Source organism: Robertmurraya massiliosenegalensis JC6, assembly GCF_000311725.1.
Classification (GTDB): domain Bacteria; phylum Bacillota; class Bacilli; order Bacillales; family Cytobacillaceae; genus Robertmurraya; species Robertmurraya massiliosenegalensis.
Genome location: NZ_HE978511.1, coordinates 805,921 through 829,534 on the forward strand (window position 1 = coordinate 805,921; position 23,614 = coordinate 829,534).

Consider the following 23,614-nt stretch of genomic DNA (forward strand, 5'->3'; position numbering starts at 1 on the left):
ACCAATCATAATATACGTTATTTTCCCAATTGCCTCTGAATGATCATGCCATGCTTTGTGCGTGAAATGAGTATCTGTAGACACAGAGTATACTTCAACGCCAAGATCCTTTAATGTTGCATATTCATTTTGAAGATCTTCAAGCTCAGTAGGGCATACGAACGTGAAATCTGCAGGATAAAAGCAAACAACACTCCATTTCCCTTTAAAGTTTTCTTCACTTACTGTGATAAAATCTCCATTGTGATACGCTTGCGCTGTGAAAGGTAATACTTCTTTTCCAATTAAAGACATGTTAAAATTCCTCCCTTAAAAATACCCAAAATCCCTTTTAAGGATTTTATTTATAATAATTATTATTATATAGTTATCATCATATAATAATTATTGTATGTCAATTAAATATGATTTATTTCACAATTTTGTCACAAATAATCTAATGAAAACCCGCTCTTCATTAACAAACTCCAGAGTGAGACAAAACTAAAATGATAATAATCCCCCAAAATAACAGTTGTTTCATTCTTATCATAAGAAAATTCCAGCCATTTGCACTATCCAACCACCACTTATTTTAACCATCCACTTATCGAAGAGGAAAATGTAAATTACGGACAAAAAAGCTCAAATCCTTACAGTTTAAGGACTTGAGCTTTTTTCAGTTCCAGATCTCCTATCTTGAAATCCGCATCACCTATTTAAAGTTATTAAGTATGAGTATGAAAGGATGTTAGGTATAAATAATCAATACAGTTCCCTCTGTTTGCGGCACAATTATTATAAGCAGAAAACCTTCTATCCAAACCGGTTTATAGAATATCGCTCAATCGGGATAGATGTTTCTCCATCAACGATTAATTCAGTCATCAGGGTCCCGATTAGCGGACCTAGTGTGACGCCGCTATGTGTAGCAGCTACATAGAGGTTTTCATGATTTGGGATCTCTCCTAAAATCGGAAAACCATCTTCAGGCATTGCTCTAATTCCAGAGAAGGCACGGACGATCTTTGTTTTTCTAATCGCAGGAACATAATGCTGAGCTAGATTAGCTGTTTCTTGTATATGTGCATCCTTACACACCTACTTATATGTTGATAGTTGATAGATAGCTTTCGTTAAACCTTCTGAATTGCTCTTAAAGGATTATACGGTGATAAATCTAGATCAATTTCGTTTTCAAGAGCTATCTCTCCAGCCAACACACCAACATAAGGTCCCATTGTAATACCTGATGCACCTAACCCCGTACTAATGATGATTCCTTCTAAATCAGGGATCGTTCCAAGTAATGGCAAAATATCAGGACTTGCTGGTCTAAATCCAATTCTCATCTCGTGTAAGGTACTATCTGCAAGACCTGGTGCAATTTCAAGTCCTGCTTCAATGACTTCTTTTACACCGACAGCTGTAAAGCGATAATCAAACCCTGTTCCGTCTTCTCTTGTTGCTCCAACTACCACTCTTGAATCATCAAAGGCAAGCATATAATAACTATTTTGTGGAAGCACAACTGGCCATTTTGATGTATCGACATTTGATAATTTGAAATGAATGATTTGTCCTCGTTGCGGTTCAATGGGGATCTCTACTCCTAATGGTGCCAGTAGCTGTTTCGTCCAAGCACCCGCTGTCACAATTACCTTGTCAGCAGCGATCATTTCTCCATCGACTTTTACACCCACTACCTTCTGATTTTCAGTAACTAATTCAGCTTCCCCAGAATAACGAGTTACTCCATGCTTGCTAGCTGCTCGTTGCATAGCATCTCTTAATGAGCGACCATCCACTCGAGCACCACCGGTCACATGTACAGCTTTTAAATCCTCGTTGATAGGAGGAAAAAGCTCTTTAACCTCTACTTCATAGAGGCGAGTTACTTCACCGACCTCTGGTATTTCCTTCTTACGGTCGAGAATTCTACGTTCAATCACATCTAATTCTTCCTCACTTTTACTAACAGCCATCGCACCAACCATACGATATCCTAAATCTTCCTCCCCATCGTCCTGTAGAGCAGAAACCAACTGAGGATAATAGAGAGCACCATTTTTGGCGATCGTAAACCAATCCGGATCTTCTACTCTAGTAATCCATGGACAAACAATCCCAGCACCTGCAGCAGACGCCTGCCCTTGATGAGCTTTATCTACTACTACTACCTCAATTCCTTTTCTGGCTAAATGGTATGCTGTGCTAGATCCAACAATACCTGAACCTATAACGACTACTTTCATTTTATTCACCCACCTATATTATGGTATATATTCTTGTTTTTTCAGGAAAATTCTTCACAAAGAATTCTAGATGCGGACTTCCCACCTCTTCTTCCCCTTCAAATATGAACTTAATATTCACCGGAAGTTCGTCATACACTTGCAAAAAAGCGTGCACTGCACAAATTCGCGCAATTAAATTCCCTTTATTGTCTGCAACCCCTCGAGCAAATATTTTCCCTTCACGTATTTCAGCTTTAAAAGGGTTACTAAGCCATTCCTCAATAGGGTCTTCAGGTTGTACGTCATAATGGTTATAGAAGGTAAGGGTTTTTTCTTTCCCGCTATTGATTTCACCATAAATAATTGGATAGCCATTCGTGTCTATCTCTTCGACTTCTGCGTTAATCTTGTTTAAAAAAGATATAACAAGGTCTTTCATTTCAGACATTCCACGATTTTGCGCGGAAACGCTGGGCTGATTACAAGCTTCAATAAGCCAATCTGTATACTGCTGTGCATTCTCTTCAATGCAACGAAATACTTTTTCCAACCCTTCTTTCCCCTCCTTGTATATGGTTCGTATTTATATAAAAATATAAAGTTATAACTTTATATCTTTATCAAAGAATCATTACTATGAACAACCACAATTATAATTTCACTTCAACGAAGTAACGGGTTTTATCCTGCTTAATAATAAATTTCGAATACTCAACTGCTTGTTCACCCTGTGTGAACGTGTATCTTTCTATCACAAATAATTGTTCACCACTTTCGATATTCAAAAGATTTGCCTCATACTCTGAAGCGATAATAGTAGAAAAATATATTTTGGCCTTACCCAAATACACTCCATATTTATTAACAAACATGTTATAGATTAAATCATCATCAATTGCTTGTTTCGTCAAGCTCGGAAATATAGAAGTAGGGATGTGAGTATATTCAATCACAACAGGATTGCTATCCTCAATTTTCAATCGATGAATACGATATACTTTATCACTTGGTTCAATATTTAAGGCAGTACCAACCGAATGGCCAGCATCTAATACTTCAAAGCTTAACGTTTTATGAGGATGAGATTTTTGGTCGCTAGCTTCATTTCTTAAAGTGACTAACTGAAAAATATCTTTATCTTCTCTCTTACTAACAAATGTCCCTTTTCCCCTCTGCCTAAACAATAGACCTCTGTCAACTAAATCATGTATAGCTCTTTTAACCGTAATGCTACTAACCTTTAACTGCTTCGCTAATTCTCTCTCCGCTGGAAGTTGGTATCCTTCTTCCCAATTTCCCTGAATAATATTTTCTTCTAAGTAGTCCTTTACTTGATGATATAGTGGCGTTGGTAAGTCTCTATTTAATTTCATCGTTTACTCCTATATTAAAAGTTATAATGTTATATTTTTTGTTTTTTATAGATTAACAACACTAGAAAAAGAAATCAAGATATTTTTTGAAAATTTAATTTTTATTTTTATACCGTTATAATATTAACAAACAAACTAGGCATTATCCTTTCCTTCGCTTGGAAATTGTAACCACTTACCATATCTAGGGCAGAATTAAACTTTAGAATCGAAAACAGAATCTCAACTAATGTGTTGTATCGGACGATGGTGAATACTGAACATTAAGGTAATTTACTCCATATATTAAAATTCAAGGTATGAAAAAAGCACCCGTAGAAGACGACCTTTTCAAGTTTCCTAACCACAGGTACCTCATAAAAACTTATCTTTTGCAAAGTGCTTTTTTTTATTCTAAAGTTATCAAATCATTTATTACAATAACTATTTTGTAAGTTGTATCTATTCTTGTATTATGTCAGAACTGAATTGCAGAAAATTTTCAAAAAATAGGTGCTGTATATTATCAAATCTAATTTGACTCATTTGTTTAATCAACGGGTTGATATATTTAGAAACTACTTCTTCCTCAAGATTTGACAATAAGTCGTACAACTCTTCATCCTTCTCTTTACTCGCCACAATCTTTTCTTTTAAAATTGAACCTAAAAAAGTGGTTAAACAACCTATGTGGTCTGGATAAAGATTTCGTTCTAAAGGATAGTAGAAACCCAACTTTTCATACATAGCTATAAGACAAAGAAGATTACTTTTCCCCTCTTCACCTCCGTCCTTCTTATTCGTATAAGAAGAATAATATGGTGAAATGAAATAATCTCCAGGGATCTGAAAATGATTTTCATGCCAAAGAGTAACACTTTCTCTTTCATAATGTGCGTGGAAAGGGAAATCCCCCTTCATCTTACTAGGCATTTGCTCGAATATCTTTTCATATCTATCCCAATCTCCCAGCCAAACTGTTGCAAGAATATTAGTTAGTACTAGTAAACCACTTTGTTCCTCAATACTCGCAATCATCTATCTCACCTTCCTACTCAGATTTTTTTAATATCGACGAAAACATCTTGTTGGGCAGGACCACCTACCAGGAGGTCAGCTAGAAAACCTTCATAATAGCTGTCATCCTCGTCGGCGAGGGCATTTACAGAGAAACCTTGACCTCTTCTTCTTGCATATCCAGATTCTTCATGCATGGGTACATTCGTATCAAAAGGTAAATGGCTATAGCGTTCCACTGGTTTTTGTTCTTTTCCATCAATTTTTTCTACTACTGATCCGTATGCAAAATGACCAAAGCTAAAATTTGCTCCTACGACTCCTGGCATAATTCCAGGTGTAACAAGAACACGGGCTTGTTCCTTCGCACTTGAGGATATAATTTGCACCTTATCTCCAGTTGTAATCTCCTTTATCTTTGCATCAACCGGATTCACCCATAAATAATTCTCATCTCTTACTTCACGTAACCATACATTTCCTTCATTTCGATGTGTTCCCATATTCCTAGATTTCCAATTGATAAACTGTAGAGGTTTAGTAGGTTTGTACACTTCTCCATTATATTTTCTGATTTGATCTGCAATTGCTACTCCTTCAAAGAATTCACCTGTGTAGGCACTTTTAAAACCTGCTGCCTTTTCATCATAAAAGTGAACGAGATTTGCCCATTGATATTTAATATGTTGACCTATATGTTCATCTCCCTGAGGTTCATACCTTCCGCCACGATTAAGAACATATACAACTTTTTTCCATTCTCCTGGTTTCACCGACTTTTTTAACTTATCAATATCAAAATATTTACCAAGAGCATTTTTTCTCGCTTTTTCAAATATTGCTAACTCCTCAGCATTTGCATCTTTTACTGGTTTTTTTCCATCGAAAGCAATATTTGCTACCATTTTCAAATAATAATCTTCTGAACTATGACAGGAAGAACCGTCTGGAAAGGCGTTTTCACCAACCCCTGGCAGCCCCATTCCCTTCAGTAAATCAATATAGACCTGTTCTGTAGGTCGGGCATTTGGTACAACACGTGTTACAGGTTGTATAATGCTTGCAAATTTATATTTTAATATAGGAAAAATAGACTCTGTATTCCAGCTTTCTAAATAACTTAAATCAGGAAGGATAAAGTCTGCATACTTGCTAGATTCTCCAATTACAATATCAGATGAAACAACAAGCTCAACAACCTTTTTATCCTTCAGGAATTTTCCTTGCATGTCGGAACGTGGTCCAGACATAATCGGCGATGTACGATTCATTAGGATGGCTCTAATTTTATACGGATATCCTTCAGCAGAACTAGGTAGGACATCATGAATCAATTTGTTTCCAAGTGGATACCATGGTCGTTTCGCTGGGTAACCATCTTCAACAAAAAGAGTTGTTTTTTCATATGGTGTTTTATGCCTTGTAACGGGAATTCCCCATGCTTTGTTAGCATTAGGAACACTTGCTAAGTCATAACGGCCTTCCGTGTTCTTAAACTTCGCTCCAAGGGAGGTATCTCCACCAACCCAATCATGATTTCCTACCAAATGATTCAACATATTTATAGCTCGACCACTATAATACCCGTTCGTATGCATGGCTGGTCCACGATAGGAATGAATCCCTACCTTTTTACCATGAGAGGTAAATTCCTTAGCAATTTGATTGATTGTTTCTACTGGGACATTCGACATTTCAGAATACTCTTCTAATGTCTTTTCCATGACTTTTTCTTTAAAAATGGTAAATACAGATTTAACTTGAATTCCATTAATAGTCGTAGATACTTCTAAGTCCCCATAACCAGCTTTTGAATGGATAACAGGAACACCATTTTCGAGTACAATAAATTCATCTTTTCCGAGACCTAAATCTGTTGCTCTTAAAAAAGGCCTTTTCTTATCACCTACATTCACAAGATAAGTGGCATCGCTCCATGTTGTTTCATCATCAGCATTTGCAGATACTTGATTGGGGTTTTTCAAGTATGTTTCATCATAGCGGCTATTTTCAATAATCCAGCGACATAATGCCATCGCCAGAGCTCCATCCCCTCCTGGTTTTACTGGAACCCACAGATGGGCTTTTTCAGCTGTTTTGCTGAAGCGTGGATCAATAACGACCATCTTCATACCACGGTCGATGGCATTCGTAATTTGTGGAGCAAATGTTGTAGGTCCGCGATTGGCAGTTAAGGGGTTTGTTCCCCAAACTAAAACGTACTCTGCCTTCTCATAATCTGGAATCATCCGTTTCTTCTGCTTGGTTGTATCAAATGAGCGAACATTTCCCATTACACTAGTGATGCCACAATAACCGCCATGATCATAATAACTCGCTGTACCGATGCTTGAACTTGCTAGACGCTCAATGAAATCTCTACGGTGACCAGCCATAACAGCAATTTGATTTGCTTTCGGACCAAGGTCAGGATGGTTCGTATCAATCAATACTTCCTTATATTTATTATCAAATGCAGACTTCTCCATCTCACCTGTTTTCACCTTTTCCCAATCACTCATAACCGTTTCCTCAGGTGCATAAGCCCAAATTTGTTTTAAACCAGGTGTATTTAAATCCTTACTTCCATCTAAAATTTCTTTGTATGCTTCTTCCCATGTAACCGTCTTCCATACACCACTGCCTCTTTCTCCCACACGTTTTAATGGGTGTTGAATTCTATGGGTGTCATATGAAGTTTGTATACCTGCCTGACCCTTCAAACAAGTACGTGCCCCCCGGAATCCTCTGCCTCCTTTTGCAATATCTCCAGTCCCTTTGACTGCTTGTTTTACTGGAGTGTCATAGTTAATATGGCCGTATGGTACCATTCCAATTGGACTATACTGATTTCCAGCAATTTTACGTACAATAGATGAATAGGCTCCATTTGCACTTCCAGCTACTATAAAGGCTTTAATCGTACAAGTTGCATTACATTGCTGACAGGATGTAAAAATAACATTTTCAGCTGTATAATCTTGATATTCTGTACCAACTCCATGTAGATCGTCTTCCCATACCCCATTTATTACTTGCTTAACCGGCCCAATAAATGCTGGCCCAACTACAGCTACAGCTCCTATTGTTCCTAAGGCTTTTAGAAATCCTCTACGATTCATCTTATCCTTACTCATGTTTACTCACTCCATTTTCCCGGGAATAAAGTTCATCTATTGGCAGCAGTTTCTCACCTATCGTGTAAATCATTAAACATAGTGCAAGAAGTCCAAAAGTAGTTGCCCACTCTGATAAGTTCATACTATAGTGGCCAAAAGGCAAGCCTTCTAGCTTAGGCATAATGAGTGTAGGGATAACCATATTAAATCGAACACCCACTACCCCAATAAGTACAATAATTGCTGATGCAAGTAGCCATTTGATTGACTCCTTCGTTTTTTTAAGCAAAAGTAGAATCAATGGAATGACTAAAGCAAATCCCATTTGTAGGAGCCAGAAAGTCCATGAATATGAGCTAGTCATCATCAGTTTTATCGTTCCTATCTCTTCATGTTCTAGCCCGTAGAAACCAACGAGAAATTCATACCAAACCATAATGATCTCGATCGCAAGAAATAAGGCAAGCATACTACCAAGAGAATGAACCATGGAACGGTCGATTCCCTCTTTTTTTACTTTACATTTAATGACATAAATAGCAATGGATAAAGCTGTTCCTGAGACGAGTGCTGAGACGATAAATATTAACGGGAACAAGGCAGAATTCAAATAGGGCTGAGCCTTGGCAACTGCAAAAATAGACCCCGTTCCACCATGAACACCCAAAATCGCAAGGGGAATACCAATTATCCCCAACACCTTCATTAGCTTTTTGTCTTGTCTATAATCGCTTTCGGTATACTCCTTTTTCTTAAAAACTAATATTCTTGCAATATTCCCTTTTAAACTGTTCATCTTTGATAGACTAACTAGATCCATTCTCATCGCAAAATATAACTCTGTTAAGAGCAAAATAAGGTATACGATGTAGAAATGGATTTCCCATGACATTGTACTTGTAACATTCCAATAGATAACCGCATTCATCATATGATCTGGACGACCTATATCGAGGGATATGAAAAGTATGCCTGTCATCATACATACGATCGCTGTTAATAATGCCGAGCGTCCAATCTTCTCAAATTTCTCCATTCCGAAGCCGTATATTAGTGTAGATAATAGAAAAGAACCCGCACTCAGTCCAATAAAATAAATGTAGAAGGCAACCCAACCTCCCCAAGGAACTTGGTTTGATAAATTTGTTGAAGACATCCCTTCCATGAAATAGCCAGTAATAATAAAATACACACCAATCGCAAAAACCAACAAAAGAAGTATCCAGTAAATTTTTTCAAGCATACCTTTTTTTCGCTGGTGCAATTCTAAATCTTGATTAACTTTTGCATTTACACTCATTTATTCCAACTCCTCTTCTTATTCATAGAAGCTTTACGCAACTTATCTTAAATAGTAAACCCTTGGTTCAGTTCCTAGCTCCTCTTTCAGCCTGAAAGCACGCGAACTAGCTGCTAGCTTTGATACAACACTATTCGGATCATTTAAATCTCCAAAATACCGAGCATCTCCTATACAAGTTTCTACACATGCCGGTTCTTCTCCACGCTGTAGACGGTGATAACAGAAATTACATTTCCTCACAGTCTCCTCCGGTATAGCCCCATTTTTCCTCTTTCCACGATCCATTCCATATTCTGGACTTGTTATATCATTGTAACCAAGCATTTCGTCCTCATAGCTATTTCCAAAATCATATGATCTTGCACCATAAGGACAAGCAACCATACAATAGCGACATCCGATACAGCGGTCATTGTCGATTACGACAATTCCATCCTTCATCTTGTATGTCGCCCTTGTTGGGCAAACTTGGACACATGGTGGTTTATCACATTGCATACAAGGTCTTGGTAAATTAGTAACGGAAATATTAGGAAATTCTCCTTTAATCGTTTCAAGGACAACATTATAAGACATCCCAGGTGGAGTTCGATTTTCTGCTTTACAGGAAACGGTACATGTGTCACATCCAACACATTTCTTTAGATCGATAACCATTCCCCAGCGCACGCCAGACTGAGAGGCATTCGTTTTATTTGGCAAGGTTTCCTCACTCGTCATTTGCTCTCCAAACTCTTGAAGTAATGAACTCGAATAAGCTTGGTGAAAATCTTTAATATCAAGATCACCACTAATTACTTTTCTCGCATCTTTTGCCATATTCTTTCCTAAATCTGAATCATATCGACTCGTTTTTAACACTTGATCTGGGTTTGGCACAAAACCATCTGCTAATTTGGAATAATCCTCTGGCTCTAAATCATTTTTTCTAAATAACATGATGCCTACATCTCCTTCATATTTTTCAGTTCCGTTTTTGTCTCCTTCATTTCATCTTGAACAGTTTCTTTTGACAGTTCACTTGCTGATTTTTTAAACTCTTTAAGAGTCTGACCAACGGCTCTTCCAATTTCCGGGAGCTTCTTCGGTCCGAAAATAATTAACGCTAATACAAGAATTAAAATAAGACCAGGGATTCCGATATTTGACAACATCTTTTTCACATCCTTTACTATGTTAATCACTTCACATATTGCAAGTAGCGTGCCAATTATAAAACCCTTTATTTATTAGCAAGAAAAAACACCTAACATAAGGTTAGGTGCAGCTACTTTGCCAATTTGTCTCACTACGTTCTAATTTCATTGTCAAATTGTCATGATTTCATTAAATTAAATTGCTCGATTTTGCGATAAAGATTTCTAACACTAATCCCCAACTGCTCAGCAGCTTTCGTCTTATTCCAGCTCGTTTCAAATAAAATCGTCTCAATATGAGCTTTTTCAACATCCTCCAAACTCAATAATACTTCTTCCCGTTCACTTTTCTTCCTTTCATGATTACCTATAAAGAGATCAACTGGTTCAATGATATTCGTCCTTGCTAATAAAATTCCACGTTCAATCAAATGATGTAACTCTCTCACATTTCCTGGAAAAGAGTATTGTTTTAGCTCGTTCATCGCCGCTTGTGATAATCTCTTTTCGCAGTTCTTATTTTCTAAAAAAAAGTCAATTAATAAAGGGATATCTTCCTTTCTTTCCCTTAAAGGAGGAATCACAAGTCTCATTACATTCAATCGATAAAAAAGGTCCTCACGAATATTTCCAGCAACTACTTCCTTTTCCATATTGGCATTCGTTGCCGTTACTACTCTCACATTTACTTTTCTTTCTCTTACATCTCCAACTCTTCTAAATTCCCCCGATTCTAGAAATCTTAGAAGCTTCACTTGGAGAACAAGTGGCATCTCCGCAAGCTCATCCAAAAATAAGGTTCCACCATCTGCTGCCTCTACTAGGCCTTTTTTATCTTGGTTTGCTCCAGTAAATGCTCCTCTAATATGCCCAAATAACTCGCTTTCAAGCAGTTGTTCAGGGAGGGCTCCAGAGTTTACAGCAACAAATGGTTCATCACAGCGAGAGCTCCAGAAGTGTAAAGCTTTTGCGAATAGTTCCTTACCTGTACCACTCTCACCTTCTATAAGGACTGGAACCATACTATCAGCTATACGCTCAGTCAATTGAATGACATTTTGAATGGTGCTACTTTCACCAACAATCTGAAACTCATTTTGTTGCCTAATAATCTTTCTCATACTATCGTTTTTTTCTATTAATCTTTTATTATCCCCTGCCTTTTCTATTATGATTTCTAATTCTTTTAAATTATAAGGTTTTGTAACATAGTCAAATGCCCCCTGTTTCATTGCTTCAATTGCTGTTTCGATTGTTCCATGACCTGTTAATACAATGATTTCAATATCTGGCTGAATTTGTTTTGTTTCTTTTAAAAGCGTAATCCCATCCATTTCCGGCAATCGAATATCAAAAATAGCTATATCAAAATAAAACTTCTTTAGTAGAGGTAAAGCATTTTCTGCACTTTTCGCTGAATGAACTTCATAACCTTTTCTTGTCAATCTTTTGACGAGTAACTCAAGTAAATCTTTCTCATCATCTACTACTAAGAGTTTTGTTGAACCCATCATTTTTCCTCCTTCAAAGGAATATAAATTGTGACTTTTGTTCCTTCTCCCAGTTTACTTTCAATTTCCAGATTTCCCTCGAATTGTTTCACAATCCCATAACAGACAGAAAGACCAAGACCCGTACCTTTTCCGACTGGTTTTGTTGTGTAAAACGGATCGAAAATGTTTGATAGATTCTCAGGAGGAATTCCGGTGCCTGTATCTTGAAAAGAAATATTCATATGATTGTTTTTCTCAAATACATGAATCATAAGCTTACCACCATCTTCCATCGCATCAACCGCATTATTGATGATATTCACAAACACTTGCATAAGCTTTAAACTATCCCCTTCAAGTCTTGATAACGGAAAGTCAACCGTCCGTTCAATAACGATTCTATTCTTCTTCAGTGTGTGTTCAATCAATTGGATACTATTGTACAGCGTTTCTTCCATATCAATAAAGCTATAATTCCAATTTGATTTCCTTGAAAAGTTAAGTAAATTACTTGTTATCCGTTTGCAACGTTTTGTATTCTCGATGATTTTTTGTAAATAATCTTCCATTTCCTCTTCTTCTAAATCCTGATCTTCCGTCTGTAATCTGTCATATAAGTCTTCAGCAGACACACTTATCGTTGTTAAAGGGTTATTCACCTCATGTGCAAAACTTGATGCCATTAAGCCTAATGCAGATAGTTTATCTGTCTGAATGATTTTTTCTTCCATTTCTTTTTGTTCCGTAATATCTTCGATTACTACTAAAAACTCTCCTTCACCTTCAATTGCATGATTGAGAGGATAGACACGATGATGAAATATTCTTTCCATCCCCTTTTTGGATTTGTGCTTCATGATTTTACTATAGTTCTCATCCCTGAGATCGGCATCTGTAATAGGACAATCAACACAAGGACTCTCATACCCGCCTATCACCGAATAGCACGGTAAATGAAAATCTTTATGGTCCATCCACGATTTTAAGGTTGGATTCATCCATGTAATAGAATAATCCTTTGTGACTAGAGCCAATCCAGCTCCAATTCCTTCCACCACCAGATTTAGCCTTTCTTTCTCCATTTCTAGTTGTAGAGATTTGGCGTGTAACTCCTCAGCCATCCTATTAAACGTTTGAGCAAGCTTTCCTACTTCATCCATTTGTTTAAACTCGATTGGTTCTATCTTTTTTTCAAGTTTTAATTTCTTCATTGCTCGATCCAATACAAGTATAGGCTTTGTAAAATATAGCCCAGCATAAATACTGATTAAGCTAATTATGAGTGTACTTAACGCCACAGCAGTAATTCCATTTTGGAACATTTTATTAATTGGAACGTAAGCCGTGCCCTTAGGCTGTTCCATTACTAACGTCCATTCCAATTCATTTATATTCGTTTTTGTACTAAGAACATCGTGAGTTTTTTTCTTAACCGTTTCTTCCCATAACTTACTGTAGTCCTGATGAGCAATAATCCTACCGTCCCTATCGAGTAAATATAAATAAGAAGTAGACTCCTGTCTTAAAGATGATATCTTTCCAATAATCTTCTGAAGTTGCATGCTAACACCAATCCCATATCGTTCTCCATTATTGAGGAATGGGATTGCTAGCTTAATAATTGGTTGTCCAAAATCATTGAACTCAACATTTCCATATGCTCGATCTCTTGTTTGAAAATCTGACCACATATCATCCGTAAACCAATTTTCATCTTTTTTAGGAAAATTAAGTTGGTACCTTGAGACTCTTTCTACCACTAGCCCCCTATTGTCCGTAATGACCATTTCTTCAATCGATTCATTTTGTTGCAATATTTTATAAAATCCCCTTTTTTGACCACCGAATTGCGATAATGCTGAAAACATTTGAATCTGTTGAAACGTTTGACTGAAATCAAGCTTTATCTCATTTGACAGATTTTTAGTCAGTAATTCTTGTTTCTCACTAATTCTCTCCTCTAAATCTATTTTTACCTGTGTATAATAAAAGTAACTGATAAACAAAAGGGGGATGGTAGACATTAAAACACCAAAACCCAACACTTTATTTCGAATTGATTGTGAATAAAACCAGGTAAATAAATGGGGATTTTTCATTTTTTCTCATCCCTTTCTACCTGATTAATAAATTCTGCTATATTGATTAAGTTAGCATCAATGGAGATGTTTAAATCTTCAACTACTTCCCTATTAATGAGAAAACGAACAGTGTCAGGCAATTCTATCGGTATTTGACTCGGTGAATTTCCCTGTAGAACTGAACTTACGAACCGCGCAGATTGATAGCCCTGCTCAAAAAAACTTGTTCCATAGCTTGCTGTATATCCAGCTTTTACCTCATTCTCATATATCCCCATTACGGGAATATGATAATTATAAGATAGTGCCGTAATCTCTCCTGTTAACGATTCGATCCGGAAACTTGGTAATATGAGTATTGCGTCATTCTCTCTTGTTGTATTTTCAATCTCTTTCTTATAGTTTGGATTTGTTATATCAAATAGTTTCAGAGTAATCGAAAGTACATCTGCTGCTTCCTCTATCTTTTGCAGACTTAACTTACTTACAACGACATCTGGATCATAAAAGATCAGAACTCTCTCAATGGAAGGGATGAGCTCACATAATAATTCCAGTCTTTTACCAGATAAGCTAGTGTGATAGTTATTTATCCCCGTAAAATTCCCACCAGGTTTCTGATAATCATTGATAATTCCCATCTCCATAGGAGCAGCAACGCCTGCAAAGACAACAGGAACATTTTCTCCTCTTCTCTCCATCTCCCTTTTCAACTCAGTCGTTTCAATTCCACCTAAAGTAACAATTAAATTTAGATCCGTTTCTAAAAGTTCTTTAATTTTCTTTTCCAAAGAAATAGTATTATCAGCAGATTTGACAATAAAATCAAATTGATTTAAATCATACCCTAGATCCTCTAACCCACTTTTTAATCCATTATATTTTTCATTGCGTTCTTCACCTGCCATCAGAATTCCAACCTTAAAATGAACTTCTTTATCAAAGCTAAAAAAACTATACAGGATAAAAGAAAGTGTAAAAATGATTAAGAAAAATAAAAACCATTTAGTTTTCATATAATCACACCTTTTTAACTAGCTTTTTCATTTACTATAACGAATTTTTCGAACTTATTTACCGCCTAAAAAGTATAATCTTATGAACGTTTCATAATTTTTCCTGACAACAAAAAGTCCAATCCCTTAATTATAAGGAATTGAACTTATAAATAGCTTGCCTATAGACGTGAGACACGACCCCACTTGTCATTTTATTCTTGTTTTTGTCACACAAATTGTATAACATGTGCTATACCATTATATAATTCTCCCTCATATAGAATCGCTTCGCCCATGCAAACCTAAGGTCTAAAAAAAGGTTACTGAAGTCTTTTTACTTATACTCGAAGCACCGTAAATTGTCCGCCAGCGAATAATGTTTTAATATAGTCTACCTTTGCATCATTAAAGTAAACCTGCTCTCGTTTATTTACTAAAAAGCAGATTCCATCTTGCTCAATGATTTCATCATTTTCTAAAGCCGACTCTTCCAGAGTCAGACGAAGCTGTGGCCCCTCTCAACCGATTCCCATTGAAAAGCGGATCAGTGGTTTTTTCCCCTCATCGATGACATCCTGAACTTCACTTGTAATTGCTGCAATTGCTGCATGTGTAACCTTAACCATGTTTATACCTCCATTATAGTAGTTTCTTTTTTCAAATGTTAAACATATCTGTAGATTAGCAGAAAAATGAATAATCTCGTCAAAGCGATTGCGTTTAAAAGTGCACCTTAAGCAATTGCTGCTCCTTCAATTGATATCTTCAGTTAATTGCTTCATCATCTCTTTATCCATAGGCCCTATCATTTTTTTTTGAACAGTCCCTTGAGAGTCAATCACATAGCTTGTCGGAATCGTTATCGCTTGGTATTGTTCACCCACATCTCCATCTTGGTCGAGTAAAACAGGAAAAGTCACATTCCTCTCTTTTATAAAGTCTTTTACATTTCCTGGCTCTTTTTCTGATTCGGTCAAATTAATGGCGAGAACTTCTACTTTTGTTTTGTCTGTTGAATCATAGAAATCTTGCATATGTGGAATTTCGGCTTTACAAGGAGGACACCAACTTGCCCAAAAGTTTACAATCACTTTTTTTCCATGCATATCAGAAAGCCTTACCTCTGTGCCATCTACAGTCTTTAATTGAAAATCCGGTGCTTTATTCCCTTTTTGGAGCCCAATTACTACTGTCTTTGTATCAGCAGTAGTAATCATTTTTGGCTGATCATGATTCAAAAGGAGATTTACTAGAAAATATCCACTCATAACGGCAAAGGCAAAAACAACCGTGGTCTGCAGAATCACAAAGTTTGCTATCTTTAATTTTCTTGTCTTCATAATAAAATAGACTAGAGCACCGAATATACCTAGGATCAAACCCTTCATACCACCAGTGAAATACAATAAAGACATTGGACTTTCAATAACTAATTTCGGCTCCAACAACAGTAAACTTCCTTTCCAAATTACAAAGGCCCAAAAAACACTATTTAATGTCAGTTCAAACAATTGCTTTCTAGTTTCTTCTTTTTGTGAACGTCGCAACCATAGTTTCAAAATAATAAAACCGACAACAATCGCTGTACCAAGAATTATCCATTTTATCATAATGGTAAAAAAACCAATTTGGACAACCTCTATTTATATCTCCTCCTTCTATATTTTGAACATTTGTCAAAAAAATCTATTTATATTGGACGTTAAAAAATCCAACTGACCACTTTATAAATCAGATAAGCGACTCCTACCAGGAGCCATACAAAAGTTCCAGGTCATATTGGTAGAGGTTATTTAACCTGCTTTCCTTTCCCAGAAACCTTCTTCCGGCTAATTCCTCAAGAGCCAGTATTGATACAATTCTTAGTCTGTCTTTCTTGATTGGACATCCTAAAACCTCCTGAGCATATTTCGACATTCAAATTTGCTTGATCAAAATTTCCATCCCAAACTAATCCCAATTACCCCAATGGGTATTCTTTATATAAAATAAAAGAGTTCGATCCTTTCTTATCTGCTTTTCACCAAGAGTTCAACTGCTTCCTTTACAATCTCTTCCATACTTTTTTCTTCCTGATGTTCTGCATTCTGAACACATTCTACTAAGTTTGTGCTAACGATCACACCAATTGTACGATCAATGGCTGTTCGCGTAGCAGAAAGCTGTGTAATGACTTCTTTACAGTCCTTATTTTTTTCCATCATTCTTAAAATACCTCTTACTTGTCCCTCAATCCGTTTAACTCTATTTTTCATTTGATCATTGTATTCCATAAATCTAGCCTCTCTCAAAAGGAATATTGTAAACACCCTCACTTTATACCCTATCGGGTATAAAGTCAACCAAAACAGAAGGACAGCCCTCCTATTTTCTTCGAGTATCGAAGGAAATAAAGGGACCGTCCCAATGATTTTTATCCTACACGCTGATGATGTTCATCCTTAAAAGTCTGAACGTTTTTATTTAATATTATATCCTTTAGCAACCCCTTGGCGAGCTAGTAATTTTCCTGTCACTTCATAAATGCTAATTCTAGTATTTATGAAGTATTGCATCTATGATCGGGGAACTAGTAATCTTTAATTCTGCTCCAGTGAATTCAGTGCGTAGAAATCGGCTTCGCTCCGATCAAGTTCCTTGTCACGAGTTCTACTATTCCTACAATTATGTTATCTAACTTTTGTTCTTTTACTTGGTATGTGAATAGTTATTTTACACCCTTGGTAGTTTTCTACATTTAGCTATCATTTCAAAAGGGGTGCCGCAATTAGCGAACCCCCTTCATTCACGAGTGGGTTCATCATGAAATCAAAAATAGACGATACTTTATTTAAAAGTTTCGCCCATAAAATAAAATTAATTGTATTAGTTGGTATCTTTCTTTCCTACTAATACGAGTTATTTCTAATGCTTTTTAAAAGCAAGTGAAAGATTGAATTTGTCGTAAGCTTATTCCGAAATAAACCCATCTAAATCCATCCCAACGCCAACCAGCGACAGAGTTTCGCCCAACAAAAATAGGATAGAACCAAAATTGTTGAAAACCTCTTAGCCATACGTACGTAAACCTGAATAAACATCCTCTAATGCTGCCAGGATCTACAGCAAATGCTTCAATTTGTTGTGTTTGTGTAGGCACGAACGATGGCGGTGAAAAGGTTGGTGGTCCTCCCCCCACTGGACCTTGACTAGGTGGCCCAAACGGCGATTGAAATCCAGGCTGCCCTGGTGGCATTAATAATTGAGGGGAAAATTGGCTAAATAATCTTTCATCTGTGTCTTCATTGTAACTGAAGTCTTCTTGGCATGAATTTGTGGAAAGATTAGGATTATGATAATACAGATTTACATTACTTGGATACATACGATACACTCCTATCTTTACTTTAGTTCACGTCATCATACTCCTAAGACATTAACCTAGAAACTTGTTTCCTGAAAATGTGTCTTTGCCTAATATAGTTCATTTTAATAACTCTAACAAATTGGAGGAACACTGTGCATTTCATTAATTGATTCCATTCACTACATAAAACTATTTATAACTTTATGGGCATGCACCTATTCTTATTGGTATTTACATACATATTGTAAACTAGATATCACCTTAATTTTTGGTGGATATATGGTACGCCGCTTGTCTAAATGGAGGTATGGGAAATGACTAATTTTATTTCTTTTCAAGGGACTGTAACATCAATTAATGATTTGATTATCGGAGAAAATGGAGAAGGTTGTTATAAATTAATAGCTGTTGAAAACAGTTCAGGAAATATGGTGAATTTCTTAGTTTTACCTACCACTTACTTTGTGAACCATGAAATCGTGACAGTTGGAGACAGCGTAACTGGATATTATGATGGAAATGCACCTGCTCCCCTTATTTTCCCCCCACAATATCAAGCACTTGTCATCGTAAAAGATCGTCCTGACCAAAATGTAAAAGTTGCTTATTTTAATGATCAGTTAGTAAGCACTGACGGACAATTACGATTAAATCTATCTCCGTATACGCAAATCGTTTTAACAAATGGGCAACCGTTCACAAGAAATCTCACTAACCGCAATTTAATCGTTATCTATGGACCATCCACGAAAAGCATTCCTGCTCAAACAACACCCTATAGAATCATCGTTTTGTGCTGATGGAACCAGTCGTAAAACAGGACCGAATTATTTCAGTGGAGATTGAACATTTTCCGTATTTGAACCAGATAAAAAATAGCTTTTCCAGCGGGAACCTGGAACCCAGTTATCCAATAAGATGTTACTATCTTATCTAATTTGTATTTTTGAGATGTTGCTACAGTAGGAGCGTGTAAAAAGTGGGAATTATTACTGGAAAAGCTTTTCTTGATCGTTTGAATAAGTTAGAAAACGAAATTTGGTTTAACGGCAAAAAAGTTGTCGGGAAAATTTCTGAGCACCCTGCCTTTAAAGGAATTCTTAAGGAGAAGGCTTCCCTATATGATTTACAAAATGATCCCAAACTAAAAGAGGAGATGACTTTCTTTTTACCTGAACATATAGAGCCAATTGGCCTTTCTTATATGCAACCAAAGACAAAAGAGGATCTAAAGAGAAGAAGAAAGATGATGGAATATTGGGCAAGATTCACTCATGGCTTGATGGGAAGAAGCCCTGACTATATGAACACAGCAATAATGAGCTTAGCCTCCTCCGCCGCTATCTTACGCGGCAAGGAAAATTGCTTCCCTGAAAATATTCAATCCCTATATAAGATAGCCATGGAACACGATCTATCGTTCACACACACATTTATAACTCCCCAGGTGAATCGCTCCCAGTTCTATTGGGAAGCTCCTGAGAATCCGATCTCCGCAAAAATCGTTGAACGAAATGAACAAGGATTGATCATAAAGGGTGCACGCCTTCTTGCTACTCAGGGCGGCTTAACCGATGAAGTACTTGTCATTTCTGCTCCAAGATCATTTTTTGATAGTGATGGGGAGTTCGCCTTTTCGATCCCTTCTAACACAAAAGGTCTAAAATTTATTTGTAGAGAATCTTTTGTAGGAGGAGAATCTGCTTTCGATCACCCCTTAAGTACACGTTATGAAGAAATGGATTCCATCGTTGTCTTTGACAATGTGTTAGTACCATGGGACCGTGTATTTTTTTATGATAATGTAGATGCAGTGACAGATTTTATGAATCAAAATTCATTTAACAATTTTGCCTACCATCAAGTAGTAACCCGACAAATTGTAAAAACAGAATTTATCCTTGGGATTGCTCAACTCCTGATCGAGACGATTCATGTTGGTGACTATCAACATATACAAGAAAAAGTTTCGGAAATCATCATAGGTCTAGAAACAATGAAAGCTCTGTTGGAGAAGTCAGAAAATGATGCAGAATTGGATAAGTGGGGTTATATGCGTCCCAGCCCGATCCCATTGCAAGTCGCCAGCAATATTTTTCCTAGAATTTATCCGCGTTTCAGTGAAATTATACAATTAATTGGAGCTAGCGGTTTGATCTCATTACCCACCGAAAAAGCTTTTAATTCTGAAATCAGGGCAGATCTGGATCAATATCTTCAGGCAGAGGGTATGAATGCTGAGAACCGAGTTAAACTGTTCCGTTTAGCATGGGATCTTACAATGAGTGCATTCGGAACAAGGCAAACCCAATATGAAAGATACTTTTTTGGCGATCCCATTAAATTATCCAGTAGACTATACAAAAATTATGAAAAAGATCAGCATACTGCTGATGTCATAAATTTTTTGAATCTCAAAAATTAAGGAATGTGCTCTAATTTTCCGTAGTACGGAGTACCATCACCCTTCATCAGTGCAACGAAAAAACAGGCGTTTCTACTCCATTAGAACCTCCTGTTTTATTTTATCATGAAAACTTATTTTCTCAGAAACCGCGTTTATTCACCCTGAGCTACGAGTACTTCCCTAGCACAGCTTTTCTTCTAACCTCGCAATAAAAAAGCGACGAGTAATGCTCCATCTATTAATAACTAAATTTGATACTTAGATTTCGATTCTATGATAATATAAATATTAAGAAAATTTCAAAATGAAGAAGGAGAGTCACTCATGGCACAACAATTAAGTCACAACTATTATAAAGAATTAATTGATCTACAGGATGTTGAGGGGTTAGAAGCTCAAATTCAAAGCTTACTTGATGTTCCAATTGAATCGGTTTCTGATTTAGAAAATTGGTTAAAAGAGGAAAGGAATGTAATGATTCAAATTGAAGAAGCGATGACAGGTCACCAAGTGGACTTCCTTCGAAACACTGAGGATACAAAAATTAAGTCTACTTATCTTCATGATCAGCAAGTCGTCCAACCTCTTTTAATGAAATATGAAGCCAAACTGAATGAAAAATGCTGTAATTCTCCTTTTTTTCACCAATTAGAGGACAAACGTTATGGCCTCATGCGAACAGTACGTGAATCCAAGATTAAATTGTTCAGAGAAGAAAACATTCCATTGATGGTAAAAGAACAAGAACTTGCTACTAAATATAGTGAAATTATGGGAGGCTTAACCGTTGAGTGGGATGGTGAGGAAAAGCCTTTCCCGTTTATCCAATCCCAGCTCGATCATCTAGACCGAGCCGTTCGCAAAAAAGCTTTTAACAAAATGGGGACAGCCTTTCGTCAAATTAAGCCAGAAATGGATGCCCTCATGAATGAACTCATTCAAGTCCGCCATCAAATTGCTTTAAATGCGGGATTTGATAATTATCGCGATTATATGTTCGTCGTCAAAAATCGTGAGTATTCGGTCCAAGATTGCTATGACTTCCATGAAAATACAGAAAAACATATTATCCCAGCATGGAATCGACTCGCAGACGTTTTTAAATCCAAACTTGGTGTTGATACCTACCGCCCTTGGGACAACACGGCTAAATTGATGAAAAATCCTCCATATGCCGAAGTCTCTACTCTTATGGATGGTGTCTCAGAAATGTTAGGTAAAACCGATCCTTATTTTGCAGAGCGATTTGATTATATGAGAGAGAATGGGTTACTAGATCTTGGTGATCGAAAAGGAAAAAGCCCAGGTGGTTTCTGTACCTTCTTACCTGTCTCTGGGGATACCTTTGTTTTTGCAAACTTTAGTCCATCCTTTTTCTCACTAATCGCCTTAATTCATGAAATGGGCCATGCGGTAAATGGATACCTTGAGTTTTCCGAGCACGGGCCTATAGAAGACTACCAACTTCGATCGGAAGTAGCTGAGTTGTATTCTCATGGAATGGAATTGCTCTTATTGGATAAGCTTGATCGTTTTTATCCAGATGATGAAGACTTTAAAAGAGCGCAGAGGGAAGAACTGAGAAGAGCCTTTACGATGTTGTTCGGTCCATTATCAGGAGATCTTTTCCAGCATTGGATGTATACGAACCCTAACCATACGGCTAAAGAGCGTGATCAAAAATACTTTGAAATCTCCAAACGCTATGGGTTAAACCCTGTCGACACTACTGGGTTTGAAGAAGAAATTGGGATGAGCTGGGCAGGCACCATTCATTATTTCCAGTATCCTTTTTATAATATTGAATACTCCATGTCGATGCTTGGCGCTCTACAATTACTTGAGAATTATCAGAAAGACCCAAAACAAGCAATTGAATCCTTTAAAAAAGGTGCGAGTGCGGACTACAATCAATCCATTGCAGCCATTTATGAAGAAACTGGTGTCAGCTTTGATTTTTCTGAACCAGCCGTTAAACGAATGGGTGAATTCCTAGAAAAAGTGATACAAGATATTCATTAACGCATGGGGACACGTAATGCTCGTAACAAGGCACAACTAGTGAGATTATCTAGTTGTGCCTTTTGCATTACTCATTAAATTATCTATCTGAAACCACACCAATTGATTGAGAAAAGAAAGCATGTGGAGCTACTATCCTTACAAATAAGCCGCATGTAACTAAACAAGCTCGAGCCCTTAAATTAACTCTATTGCATTTGCCATTTTCATTCCAATCTAGCCCGTTTGAGGAAGATTCAACATGTCTGATATCTCATTTGTTTACAGATGGGCAAGAATATTGACTAACTTCCCGAATGGATCTCGTACATAAAAGCGACGAACCCCCCATGGTTCTTTAACTGGTCCATACTCAATAGGAATCCCTGTTTCTTTCATGCGGATAAGTGCTGTATCAAGGTCATCAACTTCAATTGATAAGTCTGGAGTTAAAGTTCCAGATCCTCCCTCAGAAAGGAAACTTATTTCAATGGGCATTTTTTCATGTGAACCGTAGGTTGCAATAAATCCGTGGTTCATTAATTGATCAAGTCCAAGTATTTCCTCGTAGAATTGTCTTGCTTTAGATATGTCCCGTGTCTCTACATTGGCAACAATTCGCTTCACCTTTATTATTACCACCTCCAAGTAACTAATATTTTCTATTTACTACAAGCTTACCCTTGTTAAATATCTAACTTCAACAAAACTAGACGATAGTCCTTCTTGGATCATCTTTACATTCCTAAATAATTTCATTCTAAGAGAAACTTGGACTGGTGATTACATGAACCAACTCCATTCTCTTTTTTCTTATTTCCCCGTACAAGCTATAACTAATCATGACAAGTTGGCCGGTTATTGATTTCAAAAATAGGTTGAAACCGAACAAAGATCAATTAGACATCTTGTAAAAGGGCTTTTTCTTCGGTTCTATGGATTGGCTCTTTAACCTATCTATTATCTGAACAGTCCCTACAGTATTCATATCGGTTCCATGTCATTGACAATTGCCATTGCTGCTATTATACTTTTAAAATAACTTATATAATAAAACCTATTTAGGACGTGGATTTTTCTAGAGTTAGCTCTATTTTCGCCACACAACTGTCAACTGACAATTGTGTGGCTTTTTTGTGTAAAGG

20 protein-coding genes are annotated in these 23,614 nt (G+C 36.8%); 3 read left to right on the forward strand and 17 right to left on the reverse strand.

Annotated features, from left to right (window positions below):
• The 16 genes from BMSHG_RS04105 to BMSHG_RS04185 all read right to left on the reverse strand — a co-directional run.
• On the reverse strand, nucleotides 1–294 hold a 294-nt coding region (locus tag BMSHG_RS04105; protein ID WP_019152482.1), incomplete at its 3' end, for a redoxin domain-containing protein.
• A 501-nt stretch (nucleotides 295–795) separates the two neighbouring features.
• Nucleotides 796–1,080 (reverse strand): NAD(P)/FAD-dependent oxidoreductase, encoded by a 285-nt coding sequence (locus tag BMSHG_RS04110; RefSeq protein WP_019153171.1) that lies wholly within the window; start codon nucleotides 1,078–1,080, stop codon nucleotides 796–798.
• Between the two features lie 35 nt (nucleotides 1,081–1,115).
• Nucleotides 1,116–2,234, reverse strand: coding sequence for an NAD(P)/FAD-dependent oxidoreductase (locus BMSHG_RS04115; protein ID WP_019153172.1), 1,119 nt, complete (start codon nucleotides 2,232–2,234; stop codon nucleotides 1,116–1,118).
• Between the two features lie 13 nt (nucleotides 2,235–2,247).
• Nucleotides 2,248–2,766, reverse strand: coding sequence for a M20/M25/M40 family metallo-hydrolase (locus BMSHG_RS04120; RefSeq protein WP_019153173.1), 519 nt, complete (start codon nucleotides 2,764–2,766; stop codon nucleotides 2,248–2,250).
• Nucleotides 2,767–2,866: 100 nt separating this feature from the next.
• Nucleotides 2,867–3,589, reverse strand: a complete 723-nt coding sequence (locus tag BMSHG_RS04125; protein WP_019153174.1) for a GntR family transcriptional regulator — start codon at nucleotides 3,587–3,589, stop codon at nucleotides 2,867–2,869.
• Nucleotides 3,590–4,030: 441 nt separating this feature from the next.
• Entirely contained in the window at nucleotides 4,031–4,606 is a 576-nt protein-coding gene (locus BMSHG_RS04130; RefSeq protein WP_019153175.1) for a molecular chaperone TorD family protein, read from the reverse strand.
• A 17-nt stretch (nucleotides 4,607–4,623) separates the two neighbouring features.
• Nucleotides 4,624–7,722, reverse strand: a complete 3,099-nt coding sequence (locus BMSHG_RS04135; protein WP_019153176.1) for a molybdopterin-dependent oxidoreductase — start codon at nucleotides 7,720–7,722, stop codon at nucleotides 4,624–4,626.
• Nucleotides 7,715–9,004, reverse strand: a complete 1,290-nt coding sequence (nrfD, locus tag BMSHG_RS04140) for an NrfD/PsrC family molybdoenzyme membrane anchor subunit (protein ID WP_019153177.1) — start codon at nucleotides 9,002–9,004, stop codon at nucleotides 7,715–7,717. The genes BMSHG_RS04135 and nrfD overlap by 8 nt, the downstream gene beginning before the upstream one ends.
• Nucleotides 9,005–9,046: 42 nt before the next feature.
• A complete protein-coding gene (gene dsrO / locus BMSHG_RS04145; RefSeq protein ID WP_019153178.1) occupies nucleotides 9,047–9,946 on the reverse strand; it encodes a sulfate reduction electron transfer complex DsrMKJOP subunit DsrO in 900 nt (299 codons plus the stop codon).
• Between the two features lie 5 nt (nucleotides 9,947–9,951).
• A complete protein-coding gene (gene tatA, locus BMSHG_RS04150; protein WP_019153179.1) occupies nucleotides 9,952–10,161 on the reverse strand; it encodes a twin-arginine translocase TatA/TatE family subunit in 210 nt (69 codons plus the stop codon).
• A 161-nt stretch (nucleotides 10,162–10,322) separates the two neighbouring features.
• On the reverse strand, nucleotides 10,323–11,654 hold the full coding sequence (locus tag BMSHG_RS04155) for a sigma-54-dependent transcriptional regulator (protein WP_019153180.1): 1,332 nt from the start codon (nucleotides 11,652–11,654) through the stop codon (nucleotides 10,323–10,325).
• Complete coding sequence (locus BMSHG_RS04160) at nucleotides 11,654–13,735, reverse strand: ATP-binding protein (RefSeq protein WP_019153181.1); 2,082 nt, start codon at nucleotides 13,733–13,735, stop codon at nucleotides 11,654–11,656. The genes BMSHG_RS04155 and BMSHG_RS04160 overlap by 1 nt, the downstream gene beginning before the upstream one ends.
• Nucleotides 13,732–14,733 carry an ABC transporter substrate-binding protein gene (locus BMSHG_RS04165; RefSeq protein WP_019153182.1) on the reverse strand — a complete coding sequence of 334 codons (1,002 nt, stop codon included), beginning with the start codon at nucleotides 14,731–14,733 and terminating at the stop codon, nucleotides 13,732–13,734. The genes BMSHG_RS04160 and BMSHG_RS04165 overlap by 4 nt, the downstream gene beginning before the upstream one ends.
• Before the next feature lie 734 nt (nucleotides 14,734–15,467).
• Entirely contained in the window at nucleotides 15,468–16,325 is an 858-nt protein-coding gene (locus tag BMSHG_RS28650; RefSeq protein WP_019153184.1) for a TlpA disulfide reductase family protein, read from the reverse strand.
• Nucleotides 16,326–16,724: 399 nt separating this feature from the next.
• Nucleotides 16,725–16,988, reverse strand: coding sequence for a metal-sensitive transcriptional regulator (locus BMSHG_RS04180; protein ID WP_019153185.1), 264 nt, complete (start codon nucleotides 16,986–16,988; stop codon nucleotides 16,725–16,727).
• Nucleotides 16,989–17,629: 641 nt separating this feature from the next.
• Nucleotides 17,630–18,079 (reverse strand): hypothetical protein, encoded by a 450-nt coding sequence (locus BMSHG_RS04185; protein ID WP_019153186.1) that lies wholly within the window; start codon nucleotides 18,077–18,079, stop codon nucleotides 17,630–17,632.
• Nucleotides 18,080–18,375: 296 nt separating this feature from the next.
• Here BMSHG_RS04185 and BMSHG_RS04190 point away from each other — a divergent pair, with 296 nt between their 5' ends.
• From BMSHG_RS04190 to BMSHG_RS04200, 3 genes are all read left to right on the forward strand, one after another.
• A complete protein-coding gene (locus tag BMSHG_RS04190; protein WP_019153187.1) occupies nucleotides 18,376–18,861 on the forward strand; it encodes a hypothetical protein in 486 nt (161 codons plus the stop codon).
• Between the two features lie 179 nt (nucleotides 18,862–19,040).
• Complete coding sequence (gene hpaB, locus BMSHG_RS04195) at nucleotides 19,041–20,486, forward strand: 4-hydroxyphenylacetate 3-monooxygenase, oxygenase component (RefSeq protein WP_019153188.1); 1,446 nt, start codon at nucleotides 19,041–19,043, stop codon at nucleotides 20,484–20,486.
• 306 nt (nucleotides 20,487–20,792) lie between these two features.
• Nucleotides 20,793–22,490: a M3 family oligoendopeptidase gene (locus BMSHG_RS04200; protein ID WP_019153189.1), complete on the forward strand. Its 1,698-nt coding sequence runs from the start codon at nucleotides 20,793–20,795 to the stop codon at nucleotides 22,488–22,490.
• 261 nt (nucleotides 22,491–22,751) lie between these two features.
• On the opposite strand, the gene BMSHG_RS04205 is transcribed toward BMSHG_RS04200, so the two are convergent.
• Complete coding sequence (locus BMSHG_RS04205) at nucleotides 22,752–23,102, reverse strand: VOC family protein (RefSeq protein WP_026073324.1); 351 nt, start codon at nucleotides 23,100–23,102, stop codon at nucleotides 22,752–22,754.
• Nucleotides 23,103–23,614 lie beyond the last annotated feature (512 nt).